Consider the following 14086-nt stretch of genomic DNA (forward strand, 5'->3'; position numbering starts at 1 on the left):
TTAGTTGATGGATAATGGTAGCTCTCTCCATTATACAATGTTTAAAAAAGTTTTTTCCTATCTTTTCCCAAACTCTCTCACTTTAAAACGCAAAGATCACCAAGATTATCGGGGGTCAAGCTTCATATCCCACCCGAATACTCATTGACTTCCAGCGGTAATCATGCAAAGATGAAAATAATTTAGGAACGTATGAAAGGATGAAGGAAATGGATTTAAGACAAAACACAGCCGAAAGTGTCGAGTTTATGATCGAGGCAATCAAGGATAAATTAAAAGTAATGAACTTCGGTGCAATCAAATCAACTCATTTTGATATTGAAATGTACGAAGAACTGCACGATATTTATACAATGGTGATGAAAAAAACGAATTTCAGTGTCCGTGAAATGGAAGCGATCGCTGAAGAACTTGGAAGACTGCGTAATAAGTAACATTCAAATCCTCCCATACCGGTGAGGATTTTTTTCATTTTCAAAAAAATTCTGCTACATTTGATATAGAAATTGAAAACGGACAGGAGTTGTAGGCATGGTAGAAAGAAGAACGCCCATCAGCATCGCAGAAGCAGTGGAAAAAGTGATGAAGCATAAATTAACAGGACATGTGGAACTGATTCCCCTCGAGGACAGCCAAGACCGCTTTTTGGCTCAGGATATTGTAGCTACAAATGATGTTCCGCATTTTAACCGCTCCCCATATGATGGATTCGCCCTCAGGTCCAAGGATACTTCTGAAGGTTCCATAAATAACCCCCTCGAGTTCGAAGTGGTGGAAGAGTTGGCTGCGGGTATGGTATCGACTATTCCCGTTCAAAAAAATCAAGTGGCAAGAATCATGACTGGAGCCCAAATGCCAGCTGAGTGTGATGCCGTAATCATGCTTGAACTTACGAAGGAATTCGAAAAGGACGGAAAGAAGTACATATCATTTAAACGCTCACTTAAGGAAGGCGAAAACGTTTCTTTTCAAGGCGAGGATGCAAAGGAAGGCGATGTTCTTGTAAAAAAAGGAACAGCGATCAATCCAGGGATCATCGGCTTGCTGGCAACATTCGGTTATGCCGAAGTGCCAGTTGCCAGGAAGCCTGTCGTCGGATTATTCGCTACGGGATCGGAACTGCTTGATGTTCATGAACCGTTGCAGCCTGGGAAAATCCGCAACAGCAACTCACATGTCATCTCCGCCCAAATTCGGAGGGCCGGGGGGGAAGTCCGTTTTTATGGAAAGCTTAAGGACGAATTCGAATTAAGCTACGAGGCCATTTCAACTGCGTTGGAGGAAGTGGATCTGCTCATTACAACAGGAGGAGTTTCTGTCGGTGATTTTGACCTTCTCCCGGATATTTATCAAAAGATTGGCGCCGATGTATTATTCAACAAAGTGGCCATGCGTCCCGGCAGCGTGACGACCGTAGCGGTATATAATGACAAATTTTTATTCGGTTTATCCGGCAATCCATCCGCCAGTTATGTCGGCTTTGAACTATTTGCAAGACCGATCATCCGCACCATGCTGTTCTCGGAATATCCGCATTTAAGAAAAGAGACGGCCCAATTGGCAGAGGACTTCTTAAAACCCAATCCATTCTCACGTCTGCTTCGCACCCGATTATTTTACGAATCCGGCCAGTTGAAGGTAATTCCAAGCGGTGTGGATAAATCGAATATTACAACAAGCTTGGCAGGTGCCAATTCACTGACCGTCTTACCTGGGGGGACACGTGGTTTCCAAACGGGAGACTTCGTGGACATCCTTCTCCTCGATGATCAGGAAGGTTCCAAATGGCCTTGGTGAAGCCCTTTATTTTTCAGGTGGTTGGCTACCAAAATAGAGGAAAAACGACCTTCATAACGAATTTAATCAAAAAGCTGCGCGAAGCAAAATTAGAGACAGCCGTTTTAAAACATCATGGACATGGCGGAAAACCAGATGTTACAGGCACGAAGGATTCCAATAAACACTTTCTTGCCGGGGCGGCCGCTTCACTTGTTGAAGGAGATGGAACAATCGAGCTGCTTGGAAAATTCAGGGGGAGCGCCCCTATCACTGAGCTGATTCAATTACTTTGTCTATTTCTCCCTGATGTGATTTTAATTGAAGGGTATAAGCAAGAGGATTTTCCCAAGGTCATTTTAATCAAGGAAGAAAGTGACCTCCCGTTATTGGAACGGCTTACCAATGTCAAGGCAGCGGTGGCTTGGCCCGAATGTCTTGAGCGAACCAGGAATCATGCTTCAGTACCTGTCTTCCCTTTGGATTCGGATCAATTCATTACATGGTTTTTAGAACAAATATGAAGGAGTGGGACAATGTTCATTCAATTCCCCATAGAAAAACGCCGTAAAATGATCGAACGTATCCAAGAATATGTTTATCAGGAACATGGGAAGGAAATCGGTGAAATTGCTGCTGAAAATCACTTGCAGTTCATTTTCGAAAATATCGCTCCCTTTATTTACAATGAAGGGATCAAAGATGCTAAAAAAGTCATGGAGGGCAGATTAGGAAATATCGAAGAGGATTTGTATTCATTGGAACGCCCCATTGATTAAAATGAAAAACAGCATCATAAACGATGCTGTTTTTTAATGTTCATTGTTCGGTTAGAATCAACGGACCGTTTTTCGTTATGGCAATCGTATGCTCATATTGAGCCGAGTATTTCCCATCTGCTGTGGATGCCGTCCATCCATTCGGATTCCGGCTTGCTTTATATGTACCTACGTTTACCATTGGCTCGATGGTGAATACCATTCCTTCCTTAAGACGCGGACCTTTATTCGGCAGTCCATAATGCGGAACCTGAGGCTCTTCATGAATGACATTCCCTATCCCGTGTCCGATGAAATCACGAACGACAGAGAAGCCTTCCGCTTCGACATATGTTTGTATGGCATGACCTATATCTCCAATCCGATTGCCTTCCACACATACTTCAATTGCCTTATATAAAGATTCCTTCGTCACATTCACTAAATGTTCGGTTTCCTTTGAAACCTTACCGACCGTATACGTCCAAGCAGAGTCAGCAAGGGCCCCATTATAATTGACGACCATATCAATCGTTACGATATCTCCGTTTTTCAAAGGGGTCTTACGAGGGAAACCATGACAGATTTCTTCATTTATGCTGGCACATGTCGCATACTCATACCCTTTGTAACCCTTTTGTTCCGGCTTCGCACCATGTTTTTTTAAGAATCCTTCAACAAATTCTTCTATTTCCCATGTTGTCACACCAGGAACAATCAACTTTGCAATCTCCCTATGACAAGCTGCCAAAATTTTACCCGATTCATGCATCGCTTGAATTTCACGTGCAGATTTTAATACGATCAATCGTGACACTTCCTTTTTTATTCGTCTCTCCTTTTATTTTACTGCAAAGATTGAAGTATATGAATCCTTTAAAATGAAAAATCCCGGCAGCCGCCGGGATTTTTCATTATTTCAATAGATTGAGCGATTCCCGGTTAAATGCCGGTAGATCTTCAGGAGTCCTGCTGGTTACAAGCTGGTTGCCGCAAACCACAACCTCTTTGTCCAAATATGTGGCACCTGCATACTCCATATCGACTTTAATGGATGTATACCCTGTTGCGTGGCGTCCTTCAAGTGTTTTGGCCGTAATCAGCAACTGCGGTCCATGACAGATCGCAAATACAGGCTTTTTATCATCCATGAACGATTTTGCGAAAGATACAAAGCGTTCGTCAGCACGCAGTTGATCAGGCGAGAACCCACCGGGGATGAATAACGCATCGAAACTTTCCGGTTTCACCGAGTCGATGCTTTCATCAATCTCGACTTCCACCTCCCCTTGTTTCCCTTTAACCGTTTTCCCTTTCACCATTTCAATCGTCGTTACCTTATGGCCAGCTTCTTCAAATGCTTTTGCCGGTTCACTATACTCCGAGTCCTCAAACATATTCGTTACTACACATGCGATTTTTTTACCCATAATCATTCATCTCCTCAATTTTTGATCGAATGAACCTACTTTGCACTTTATTTATGTTCCCTCTGACACGATAAATAAAACATATAATTAATAGTTGACCCTTTGTCCATGAATAAAATACCGCGAATCAATGTTTAGGATACTGGCCAACAACGTGTATCGCATTGATGATTCTTTTATTGATCCATTTCCTGTTTTCTTCTGTATTCAAATTCCCAAATATCCTAATCCGACCTACTTCCGTGGTTACATAGTAATTAGGCAGGTTATTCAATGATAATGTGATGATGTCATTTTTACATTTCCTGCACGAACAAAATGTTTGGTATTCTATACCTGACATTAAAACCTGCACCCATGTCACAACGATTTCTTCCATCACATTTGTGTATTCTCTTTCCATATATTCTCCTTCAAAAAGAAAAACCCATCCATTCCTGACAGGTTTTCACTCATTTATCGCTGTCCGTGGAACAATTAGGATTTCAACTCTCCGGTTTTTCGCCCTTCCTTTTTTCGTTTCATTGGAAGCAACCGGCTTGAATTCCCCATGTCCTTTAGCACTGAACATTTCGGGATCCAAATCCTTATTTTCGAGGAGAAGTTTCATAAAATTCACGGATCGCATCACACTCAGGTCCCAGTTGGATTCATACTTGGAGTTTTTAATAGGAATATTATCGGTATGTCCGCTTACGATGATGTTTCTGGGTAAGTCCATGACCAGTAACCCCGAGATTTCTTTAGCCATTTTACGGTTTTCACTCCTCACCTCGGCCACACCCGATTCGAACAGCACGTTTTCCCTAATTGAAATCAACATACCTTCATCCGTAAGGTTCGTTCCCAATTTATCCGTTAAATCATTTTTTTCGATATAGGCATTTACGCGCTCCTGAACTTCCGTAAGTTCTTCCTGCTCGTTTTTCCCTAGCTTCTCAAGATCTTCTGCACCTGTTCTTTGTTCGGGCGACGTCGGCTCATTGCTGGGGGAATCACTTGGAAAATCCATAAAACCCGTTCCGCTTGTAAAAACCTGGTTAAATACATTGGACAACTGCTGGAACCTTACTGCATCAACCGAACTTGAAGCGAACAAGACGATAAAAAGCGCAAGAAGCAATGTTAAGATATCGGCATAGGGAACCAGCCATGATTCATCGATATGCTCTTCATGCCTTTGTTTCTTTTTGCGCCTAGCCATTATCTCTCACATCGCCTTCCAACCACTTTTTACGATCTCCAGCAGGCAAATATGATGTTAATTTCTGTTCGATCGTTCTCGGCGCTTCCCCTTCGATGATCGATAAAATCCCTTCAATCATCATTTCTTTGATCCTGACTTCCTGCTGTGATTTCCGTTTGAGCTTATTGGCAAATGGATGCCATAACACATACCCCGTGTAAATCCCCATCAAGGTCGCGACGAACGCTGCAGATATGGCATGTCCCAATGCCTCTGTGTCAGCCATATTCCCCAATGCAGCAATCAGCCCGATTACGGCACCCAATACGCCAAGCGTCGGTGCGTATGTACCGGCTTGACTGAAAATCGCCGCCGCACTTAAATGACGTTCTTCCATCGCGTCTATTTCCTCTGCTAAAATATCACGAATATAATCGGCACTCTGACCTTCGACTGCAAGGTTCAAGCCATTTTTCAAAAAGGCATTATCCACCTGATCCGAAATGCTTTCCAAGGCCAATAAGCCTTGCTTCCTGGCAATGACCGCCCATTCCGAAAAGGTCTTTATTAAATCTTCCGGCTTTGTCAATTTTTGTTCAAAGAATAAAATCTTGAATATTTTTGGCAGTCTTTTTAATTCCGACAAAGGGAAAGCCGTTACGACAGCAGCTATCGTCCCTACAATGATGATCAAAATAGCCGCCGGATTAATCAGCGCCGTTACACTAACACCTTTCAACACCATTCCGACTAAGATGGCCACAATACCAAGAACTACGCCCAAAACTGATGTTATATCCATAATACTCACCCATTCATTTAAAGTCTCGTCTCCTCCTTATATCGGATGAAGTTCAAAAAAAGTGAGGATTATTTTACTATTCAGTTTCAATTTTCATTAAATCATCACAAAATCTTCCCACCTTATTGCCTGCATGAGCTTATCAACAGCACAAATATTCCTTCAAGAATGGAACCTCAAGCATGTTCCGTACATGATTTTCTCATAACATCTGGAATATACTCATTTACTCGTTGTTTTCACGCATTTATTCGTGAGTTTCACACTTTTACTCGTGAGTTTCGTGCTTTTACTCGTGGGTTTCGTGCTTTTACTCGTGAGTTTCGTGCTTTTACTCGTGAATTCCGTATATCGCCTGACATTTTTTATCACTCTTCAGTTTTTCCGAAAGAAAAGGACAAAGCCTGTCAGCTTTGTCCCTGTTCTTGTTTTCCATGATTTCTTCCGGCCAGCCATTTTATGATGGGGGACAGAAAAAATAAAATGAATAAGATCCTGAATAAATGAAAGCTTGTGACAACGGATAAATCCACATGCACAGACATGGCTGTGACTGCCATTTCGGCGACGCCGCCTGGGGCCATGCTCAAAAAAAGTTCATTTGCCTGTAAAGATAGGGTCGGGGCAAACTGAATGGAAAGATAATAGCAAAATCCAATCAATAGGACATTACTGACGAATACGGCTCCGAACATCTTTCTGAAAAGTCGGGGATTATCTACCTTCAGTGTGTAGCCTAAATGTGCGCCGATCAACAATTGTGACAGATTCAACCAAAAGTCAGGAATCTGCGGGGCACCTGGGCCTGCTAAATTGAATAGTGCTGCGGCCATGAGAGGTCCTAGCAAAAAAGGCAGCGGAAAATTGGCTTTCTTTGTGATGAAAATGAACACTATCAAGGTTAACAACATCATGATTGCTAATTTCCCATCATATTCAAAAAAGAAAAACGGCCGCTCCGTTACGGCCATTACCGCACCTGGTTCAACTGACATTACATGAGTCACAATCCAAGGGACAATGGAAATTACCAGGATGACCCGCAGTGTTTGCATGAAACCTACAACCGTTTCATCACTATCCTTCATTTCCTCACTTAAGACCACCATCTGGGAAAGACCTCCCGGGAAACTGCCAAGCATGGATGTGCCCAAGGATAAGTTCATTCGTTTTCCGATAAACCAGCCAGTCAACACTGTAAATGAAATGATTGCGATTGTCGTAAAAAGCATTACAGGCAGATATTCAATCATCTCATTTAACGATTGTTTCGTGAATGAACTGCCCAATTGTAAACCTAGAATGACCAATCCAGTACTTCTAAAGGTTTTGGACCAATATAAGTACTTCCTTAACTTCACTTTCGCAATCATCACGATGAATAATGGTCCTAGCATCCATGGCAGGTATATGCCAAGGCTATTAAACGCGTAACCACCCAGGAATGCTAGAAAAGCTGTAAAAATGATTCTAAAACTCTTACTCTCGATTAAATTTACACTCACAAAATTACCTTCTTTATCTAAGCGGTTTTTTTTATCTATATCTTAACATAAAATAAGTTGGTTCAAAGCTGTCATCCACGCTTGTTTTCGACTGAAGCGAGGAGCGCAGCAGTGATACCTTCTCCAGTGCAATTTTTATATTTAATCATGTTTTCGCTCCATGAAAAGAAACAGCATGGCACTTCCACCATTTACTAGATTTCCCACCCCCACAAACTCGCAATAAAAGGTAGAATAATATATATAGGGGGTCAAACTCTTATGGAGGGGTGACTAGATGTTATCAAATACAGAAATAGGCATTGACTTAGGAACTGCAAATACGCTAGTTTACAGTAAAAATAAAGGAATCGTATTTAATGAGCCATCTGTGGTGGCCATTGATATAGAGACTAATAAAGTATTGGCAGTCGGTGTTGATGCAAAAAACATGATCGGGAAAACACCCGGCAATATCGTGGCAATCCGTCCGCTTAAGGATGGTGTCATTGCGGATTTTAATGTGACCGCGCAAATGCTTAAGGAAATCATGAAAAAAGCAAGCAAGGCCCTAGGTTTATCGATTCGCAAACCTAGTGTAGTCGTCTGTACACCATCAGGTTCCACTTCGGTTGAGAGAAGGGCCATTCAGGATGCAGTCAAAAGCTGCGGAGCGAAACAGGTCCACCTTATCGAGGAACCGGTAGCGGCAGCAATAGGTGCGGGCCTGCCTGTCGAAGAGCCCGTTGCCAATGTCATCGTTGATATCGGCGGCGGAACGACTGAAGTCGCAATCATTTCTTATGGCGGCGTCGTTTCCTGCAATTCAATCAGAATTGGCGGAGATCAATTGGATGAAGATATCAGCCAATATGTCAGGAAAAAACATAATGTGCTGATTGGGGAAAGAACAGCCGAGGAAATAAAAAAAGAAATCGGCTACGCACTCGTTGAACATTCCGTGATCACCATGGAAGTCAGGGGCCGCGATCTTGTAACAGGGCTACCAAAACCGATTACAATATCATCCACTGACGTCCAGGAAGCCATCCAGGAATCGCTTCTTCATATACTGGAAGCAATAAGGGCCACTTTGGAAGATTGTCCTCCTGAATTGAGCGGCGATATCGTCGATCAAGGAGTCATCTTATCCGGCGGGGGTGCACTTCTCAACGGGGTACAGGAATGGCTGACGAATGAAATCGTCGTCCCTGTCAAACTTGCGGATAACCCGCTTGAATCAGTTGCCATCGGAACCGGGCTTTCACTTGAGGTCATTCACAAATTACAAAAAGCCGTGTACTAAAAAGATTAGGAAACCCCAACTTGGGGTTTCTTTTTTTATCATTCCAGACCGATTCCCCCCCCCATGTTGCAAACACAATCTCCACATTAAATAACTTCCCGAAAATATTTTACCTCGTTTGAGCAGAGAATAAGGAAAAGGATTTTTTACGTTCGAAAGCAAGCATTACTGATTGGGTAGGCATCACGTGCAGAACTAATTGCATGCAATGTTACATAACTTGTGTTATAATATAATTATGTTACATTGGTAAGAGGAGAAGATCTATGGAATATGTAGAAGCCTTTAAGGATATCAATCAAATCAGCAAAATAAAAACATACTTACGCGCTCACTCCAGTCGGGATTATTTATTGTTTGTACTCGGCATCAATACAGGTATGAAGATAAATGAAATGCTCGAAATCACCGTCGCCAGCGTTCTGGATGAAACGGGCAAAATCAAGGAGTTCTATGAGCAACGGACGGAAACTGACGAAGTCAACCAAATTTATTTGAACCTGAAAGTCCGTACCGCCCTACAAGAATACCTTAAAGGCTCGAAGGTTATCGAAGGTCAGTTTTTATTTCTTTCCCCTAAGACAAAAAAGCCGATTACACGTCAACAGGCGCACCGAATCATCCATGATGCTGTTGAAGGTGCAGGGCTTACAGGCAAATTCGGAGCAAGTTCGATGCGTAAGACTTTTGGCTACCATGCCTATAAACAAGGCGTGTCTCTGGCCTTGATACAGAAGCATTACCATCATTCCAGTCCATCGGAGACATTAAAATACATCGGTTTATCCAAGGAGAAGAAATTCAAGACGAATATTGACGTTAACTTATAAACATTCTGCTATCTTCTATTAACTCTAACCAACATTTTAAGGAGGAATTCCAGTGAAAATTAGAGAAAGTGAACTTCCTGGCATTGGCCAAAAATTCGAAATCATAACGAGAAATGATGAAAAGTTAGTAATCGTCATTCACGATGATGGCCGTCGGGAATTATACCATTTTGATAATGAACATGAGGACGTCATATCGAGCATCACCCTTAATGATCAGGAATCCCGGCAACTGGCTTCCATCATAGGCGGCATGGTCTATAAACCACAAGCACTTGAAACAATTGAAATGTCCTTGGGTGACTTGGTGATCGAATGGTTCAAAGTCGAACCCGGTTCAAAGGCCATCAATCAAACGATCGGTTCGATTGATATCAGGAGCAATTATAACGTGACCGTCATCGCCCATTCTAAAAAAGGCAAAAAACAACTGAATAATCCTGGTCCAGACTCCATCATCGAAACAGGCGACACCCTTGTAATATCCGGTGAAAGAAAAGATATTCGTAACCTGATAAGAGAATTATTGACCGACGAAAGGAGTGACTAAGCTCATATGGATCATTTAGTCTTTGAAGTGGGAACTGCCCTACTTCTAGTGGCATTAGCCGCTCTCGTTGCAGGTAAATTCAAAATATCAAATGTTCCGTTATTAATTATCATCGGGATGCTCGTTGGACCCCATGCCCCGCACTTCGGATTAATTGACCTGCGTTTCATTGAAAGTGATGAAATCATAGCATTCCTCGGTCGTGTCGGTATTTTATTCCTTCTGTTTTACCTTGGGCTTGAATTTTCCGTCAAAAAGCTTATGAAGTCAGGGAAAAATATCGTGACAGGCGGAACCTATTACATTTTAATCAACGTGGGAATGGCCTTGCTGTATGGCTTCCTGCTAGGTCTTCCATTAAAAGAGGTCCTGATATTAACCGGGATCATCAGTTTTTCTTCAAGTGCCATCGTGGCAAAAGTACTTGTGGACCTTAAAAGGACCGGTAACAATGAAACGGAGTTAATCCTTGGCATCATCATGTTTGAAGATATCTTCCTCGCTGTTTATTTATCAGTCGTATCTGGATTGGTATTAAGCTCTTCTGGTTCCGTTTGGGGAACATTACTTTCTACATTTATCGCGATTGGGTATATGCTGATATTTTTCGTTATCGCCCGGAAAGCATCTGGGGTCCTTAACAAATTATTCAATATAACCTCCGATGAGATTTTTATCATCGTCGTGTTCGCATTACTATTCTTCATCGCCGGTTTCTCGGAAACGATTCATGTTGCGGAAGCCATTGGTGCATTACTTCTCGGCCTGGTCTTTTCTGAAACGGAGCATAGCGACAGGATCGAGAAACTTGTCATTCCCTTCAGAGACTTCTTCGGGGCCATATTTTTCTTCAGCTTTGGCTTGAGTATCGATCCGACGACCCTTGGCGGAGCTGTCTGGATGGTTCTTGGTGCCGTAATCATCACCATAATCGGTAACTTTGCAGCTGGTATGATTGCCGGACGCAAATCCGGTTTATCTCACAGAGCTTCCGCAAACATCGGTTTAACGATCGTTTCACGCGGCGAATTCTCCATCATTTTAGCCAACTTAGGCATTGCAGGAGGTTTAATGCCTATACTAACCCCGTTTGCGGCACTTTATGTTTTAACTTTAGCGATTCTTGGGCCGATCCTTACAAAAGAATCCAAACACATCTATAATATCCTAAATAAAGTATTCAAATGGACCCCTCCGAAAGTTCAAAAGAAACAGGAAAAAGAAGTCCAATAGAAGAAAAAGGCCGGAAATTGCTTTCTGGCCTTTTTTCTGCTTACCTTTCATAACTCACTAACATGATAATACTTGTAAGAAAGCGGGCATAAAATCATACCTAGTAGTAGTCTGGTTGCCGTACTTGAAGTTTCAACAGCACCTATTCACAGTTATTCTAGAAACCTTCGAGATTGAGGGATATTTCTTTACTGAGGATTTAAAACTTGCCTCTCTCCAAATTTGTTTTACGGGCTATGTCATTGTCACAAGCTTCTACAAGTGCCCGGATTAGAGGTTTCAATTTCTTTTCTTTTGAGGATTAACTTACATGAACAAAGGGAATAGAAGCAGATAACCTAAGTAACTATTCAGGAGTGATGCCCAGATGAATAAGTCGATCCAATTTTCAAAGAAACTTATTAAAGAAATAAAGGAAGATCGTGTGACCGGGCTGGCAGCAGAACAAGCTTATTACTATTTACTGGCACTATTCCCTTTGCTCATATTACTGCTGTCCATATTACCTTATCTGAACATCGATATTCAGACAGCCCTCGACACGATAAAAACCTTCATGCCTGCGGAAACGATGGAAGTCATCGAGAAAAATATCATCAACATATTATCTGAACGGAACGGCGGCTTACTGACCTTTGGTATCCTTGGAACGATATGGTCCGCATCCAATGGAATGAACGCGTTCATCCATTCCATGAATATCGCCTATGATGTGGAAGAAACAAGGAATTTCATTAAAGCCCGCTTCATTTCCATTATACTGACATTAGGCCTGGTTGTAGCATTCATCGTCATGTTAGGTCTCCCCGTCTTTGGAAAGGTCATCATCGAATTATTACAGCAGGTCATTCCGATCCCAGAAGAAACGCAAATCTTATTCAGCTTATTACGGTGGGTCATCGCGGTTGTGGTCATCTCACTTGTCCTGGCCTTTTTATATCGCTTTGCACCGAATAAAAGTTTTCCCATTAAACATGTCATCCCTGGCGCAGTTACCGCAACTGTACTTTGGCTGGGAATATCACTTGGATTTTCATTCTATGTCAGTAACTTTGCCAACTACTCTTCCACTTACGGCAGTTTAGGAGGTGTCATCATCTTGATGCTATGGCTGTATTTGAGTGGTCTGATTTTTGTGATTGGCGGAGAAATCAATGCAATTCTCCATCGCCAAAATTCCATTCCAAAAAAACAGTCACGCACGATCGTTCATCCTGTCCCGCTTAAAAGATAAAATCAAGATTGAAAAGCGGCTGTCCCATTCGGAGGACAGCCGCCTTTCTAATTACCCCTTATTGACAAACTCTTCATATCTTTCATCATGGGCCAGCCATGCAGCGTATTTCCGCTTCATGTATTTTTCCGCTTCCGCAAATGTATCGAATGTTTTTTTCTGTTGTTTTCCGTTGATTTCAACAATCCATTCCTCTTCTTCATCTTCATAGATGAATATATCCTGTTTGTCTCTTGTTGAATATAGGCAACCCTCTGGGGATCCTTTTACATTCAATTGATTCTTATGTGCATCTCGTTTAAGGGGCTCGGCATAGAAGGTCTTTTCGACATATTGGCTATATGCCTTTTCGGACATCGTACAACCGGCGGCTTTTTGGTGGCCGCCACCATCGTACTTGCCAGCAACCTCAGAAACATCTATATCATCGTGGATTGTCCGGAAGCTGATTCTTTTGCTTCCTACCATCAGGATGGCTATATAATCCAGATGTGAGAACTCTTTCGACAGTTCATTTCCCAATTCCGAGTGGTATGACTCTGCATGGACCACACCAGCTGTATGGGGACCGACCGTAGCTTGATAAACTTCTCTTTTTTTCCTGTTTATGTACCGATCCACTCGACTCTCTTCAACATTCAGAAGCGTTTGCTCCACTTCGTCAAAAGTGAAACTTTCAGCCGTGGACAGCTTATTTGCGATTTTCATTTCGAATTCCTCTATCGGAATCATGAAAAACAGGTCATTCAATCGCTTTGCCGTTGTATTTTTATTGACTTCCCATTCCCAAGTATCATATTGACGGACCAATTCAACGAATTCAGCGACAATGCTTGAAGGTTCCAGCAATTTATTTTCAACTGCATACTGATAGAATAATGATGTGGCTGCCGTCTGTTTACCATCTTCCTGTTCGACAGTTACAGATGCCCAATCATGTTCGTTCAAATGCAGTGCTGACTTATGATGATCGATCAGCAGCGCCTTGCCTCCATCTTCCACAAACTGAGTAATCATTTTTTCATTATCTTCATCAACCGATAGATCAGTTACGATCAATGTATCTTCAATCTTGGCCTGCTCAAGAAATGCACCTACATTCTGATTAAGGCGACCAATTGAATTATAACTAACCACTACTTCATCTCCGAATGCCAGCTTTGCTACAATGCCGCACCCGACTCCATCCAAATCATTATGTGTAAAGAGATGGTACACACAAACCCCTCCTAATAACTAATAAATTTACTTTTCCCTAAAGACATGAATTTCAATTGCAATCTTTACAATTGTAGCATAATCATATCTGCATATTTTATCATGCTTCCATTACGTGACGCTTTTGTTCGTTTTTTTTTCGATGGATTACCTAATGGTTCCTAATTACCCATAATTTATAATAATAAATAATGAAAAAACACATTACTTTGAAATCGGGGTATTTCCAGTGAAGGAGTTTCGGTGAGTGTCGAAGAGCAGCATTAGCTAATCGATCAA

General features: G+C 42.0%; 16 protein-coding genes. 9 read left to right on the forward strand and 7 right to left on the reverse strand.

Going from position 1 to position 14086, the window contains the following annotated elements; translation table 11 throughout:
• The first annotated feature begins 209 nt into the window (after window positions 1–209).
• The 4 genes from AC3WLU_RS20480 to AC3WLU_RS20495 all read left to right on the forward strand — a co-directional run bounded on the left by AC3WLU_RS20480 (window position 210) and on the right by AC3WLU_RS20495 (window position 2555).
• Window positions 210–434, forward strand: a complete 225-nt coding sequence (locus tag AC3WLU_RS20480; RefSeq protein WP_057278623.1) for a DUF1128 domain-containing protein — start codon at window positions 210–212, stop codon at window positions 432–434.
• Between the two features lie 97 nt (window positions 435–531).
• Complete coding sequence (locus AC3WLU_RS20485; RefSeq protein ID WP_492597815.1) at window positions 532–1797, forward strand: molybdopterin molybdotransferase MoeA; 1266 nt, start codon at window positions 532–534, stop codon at window positions 1795–1797.
• Window positions 1785–2300 (forward strand): molybdopterin-guanine dinucleotide biosynthesis protein B, encoded by a 516-nt coding sequence (gene mobB / locus AC3WLU_RS20490; protein ID WP_057278621.1) that lies wholly within the window; start codon window positions 1785–1787, stop codon window positions 2298–2300. Before AC3WLU_RS20485 ends, mobB begins: the two co-directional genes overlap by 13 nt.
• Before the next feature lie 12 nt (window positions 2301–2312).
• A complete protein-coding gene (locus AC3WLU_RS20495) occupies window positions 2313–2555 on the forward strand; it encodes a DUF2164 domain-containing protein (RefSeq protein WP_492597816.1) in 243 nt (80 codons plus the stop codon).
• 40 nt (window positions 2556–2595) lie between these two features.
• Here AC3WLU_RS20495 and map read toward each other — a convergent pair whose 3' ends face one another.
• The 6 genes from map to AC3WLU_RS20525 all read right to left on the reverse strand — a co-directional run bounded on the left by map (window position 2596) and on the right by AC3WLU_RS20525 (window position 7457).
• Window positions 2596–3342, reverse strand: coding sequence for a type I methionyl aminopeptidase (gene map, locus AC3WLU_RS20500; RefSeq protein ID WP_034305678.1), 747 nt, complete (start codon window positions 3340–3342; stop codon window positions 2596–2598).
• A gap of 106 nt (window positions 3343–3448) precedes the next feature.
• Window positions 3449–3964 carry a type 1 glutamine amidotransferase domain-containing protein gene (locus AC3WLU_RS20505; RefSeq protein WP_034305681.1) on the reverse strand — a complete coding sequence of 172 codons (516 nt, stop codon included), beginning with the start codon at window positions 3962–3964 and terminating at the stop codon, window positions 3449–3451.
• 127 nt (window positions 3965–4091) lie between these two features.
• Complete coding sequence (locus tag AC3WLU_RS20510; protein ID WP_057278620.1) at window positions 4092–4367, reverse strand: late competence development ComFB family protein; 276 nt, start codon at window positions 4365–4367, stop codon at window positions 4092–4094.
• A 45-nt stretch (window positions 4368–4412) separates the two neighbouring features.
• Complete coding sequence (gene motB, locus AC3WLU_RS20515; protein WP_106027544.1) at window positions 4413–5168, reverse strand: flagellar motor protein MotB; 756 nt, start codon at window positions 5166–5168, stop codon at window positions 4413–4415.
• Window positions 5161–5952: a flagellar motor stator protein MotA gene (gene motA / locus AC3WLU_RS20520; protein ID WP_145506771.1), complete on the reverse strand. Its 792-nt coding sequence runs from the start codon at window positions 5950–5952 to the stop codon at window positions 5161–5163. Before motA ends, motB begins: the two co-directional genes overlap by 8 nt.
• Window positions 5953–6359: 407 nt before the next feature.
• Window positions 6360–7457, reverse strand: coding sequence for an AbrB family transcriptional regulator (locus AC3WLU_RS20525; protein ID WP_492597817.1), 1098 nt, complete (start codon window positions 7455–7457; stop codon window positions 6360–6362).
• A 277-nt stretch (window positions 7458–7734) separates the two neighbouring features.
• On the opposite strand from AC3WLU_RS20525, the gene mreBH reads away from it, so the two are divergent.
• The 5 genes from mreBH (at window position 7735) to AC3WLU_RS20550 (ending at window position 12589) form a co-directional block, all read left to right on the forward strand.
• Entirely contained in the window at window positions 7735–8742 is a 1008-nt protein-coding gene (mreBH, locus tag AC3WLU_RS20530) for a rod-share determining protein MreBH (protein WP_057278618.1), read from the forward strand.
• A gap of 266 nt (window positions 8743–9008) precedes the next feature.
• The gene (locus AC3WLU_RS20535) at window positions 9009–9572 is read left to right on the forward strand and encodes a tyrosine-type recombinase/integrase (RefSeq protein ID WP_063577433.1); all 564 of its coding nucleotides are present in this window, start codon (window positions 9009–9011) and stop codon (window positions 9570–9572) included.
• 52 nt (window positions 9573–9624) lie between these two features.
• Complete coding sequence (locus AC3WLU_RS20540; RefSeq protein WP_034305691.1) at window positions 9625–10122, forward strand: cation:proton antiporter regulatory subunit; 498 nt, start codon at window positions 9625–9627, stop codon at window positions 10120–10122.
• 6 nt (window positions 10123–10128) lie between these two features.
• Window positions 10129–11355, forward strand: a complete 1227-nt coding sequence (locus AC3WLU_RS20545; RefSeq protein WP_063577434.1) for a cation:proton antiporter — start codon at window positions 10129–10131, stop codon at window positions 11353–11355.
• A 367-nt stretch (window positions 11356–11722) separates the two neighbouring features.
• On the forward strand, window positions 11723–12589 hold the full coding sequence (locus AC3WLU_RS20550; protein WP_057278615.1) for a YihY/virulence factor BrkB family protein: 867 nt from the start codon (window positions 11723–11725) through the stop codon (window positions 12587–12589).
• 51 nt (window positions 12590–12640) lie between these two features.
• Here AC3WLU_RS20550 and AC3WLU_RS20555 read toward each other — a convergent pair whose 3' ends face one another.
• Window positions 12641–13807, reverse strand: a complete 1167-nt coding sequence (locus AC3WLU_RS20555) for a DHH family phosphoesterase (RefSeq protein ID WP_134784046.1) — start codon at window positions 13805–13807, stop codon at window positions 12641–12643.
• Window positions 13808–14086: the final 279 nt, after the last annotated feature.

This window comes from Peribacillus sp. FW305-BF15 (genome assembly GCF_058783805.1).

What these genes read in the sequence shown, in the direction of transcription:
- AC3WLU_RS20480 (WP_057278623.1), top strand. Translation starts at nt 210, where the DNA reads ATGGATTTAAGACAAAACACAGCCGAAAGTGTCGAGTTTATGATCGAG.
- AC3WLU_RS20485 (WP_492597815.1), top strand. Translation starts at nt 532, where the DNA reads ATGGTAGAAAGAAGAACGCCCATCAGCATCGCAGAAGCAGTGGAAAAA.
- mobB (WP_057278621.1), top strand. Translation starts at nt 1,785, where the DNA reads ATGGCCTTGGTGAAGCCCTTTATTTTTCAGGTGGTTGGCTACCAAAAT.
- AC3WLU_RS20495 (WP_492597816.1), top strand. Translation starts at nt 2,313, where the DNA reads ATGTTCATTCAATTCCCCATAGAAAAACGCCGTAAAATGATCGAACGT.
- AC3WLU_RS20505 (WP_034305681.1), bottom strand. Translation starts at nt 3,964, where the DNA reads ATGGGTAAAAAAATCGCATGTGTAGTAACGAATATGTTTGAGGACTCG.
- AC3WLU_RS20510 (WP_057278620.1), bottom strand. Translation starts at nt 4,367, where the DNA reads ATGGAAAGAGAATACACAAATGTGATGGAAGAAATCGTTGTGACATGG.
- motB (WP_106027544.1), bottom strand. Translation starts at nt 5,168, where the DNA reads ATGGCTAGGCGCAAAAAGAAACAAAGGCATGAAGAGCATATCGATGAA.
- motA (WP_145506771.1), bottom strand. Translation starts at nt 5,952, where the DNA reads ATGGATATAACATCAGTTTTGGGCGTAGTTCTTGGTATTGTGGCCATC.
- mreBH (WP_057278618.1), top strand. Translation starts at nt 7,735, where the DNA reads ATGTTATCAAATACAGAAATAGGCATTGACTTAGGAACTGCAAATACG.
- AC3WLU_RS20535 (WP_063577433.1), top strand. Translation starts at nt 9,009, where the DNA reads ATGGAATATGTAGAAGCCTTTAAGGATATCAATCAAATCAGCAAAATA.
- AC3WLU_RS20545 (WP_063577434.1), top strand. Translation starts at nt 10,129, where the DNA reads ATGGATCATTTAGTCTTTGAAGTGGGAACTGCCCTACTTCTAGTGGCA.
- AC3WLU_RS20550 (WP_057278615.1), top strand. Translation starts at nt 11,723, where the DNA reads ATGAATAAGTCGATCCAATTTTCAAAGAAACTTATTAAAGAAATAAAG.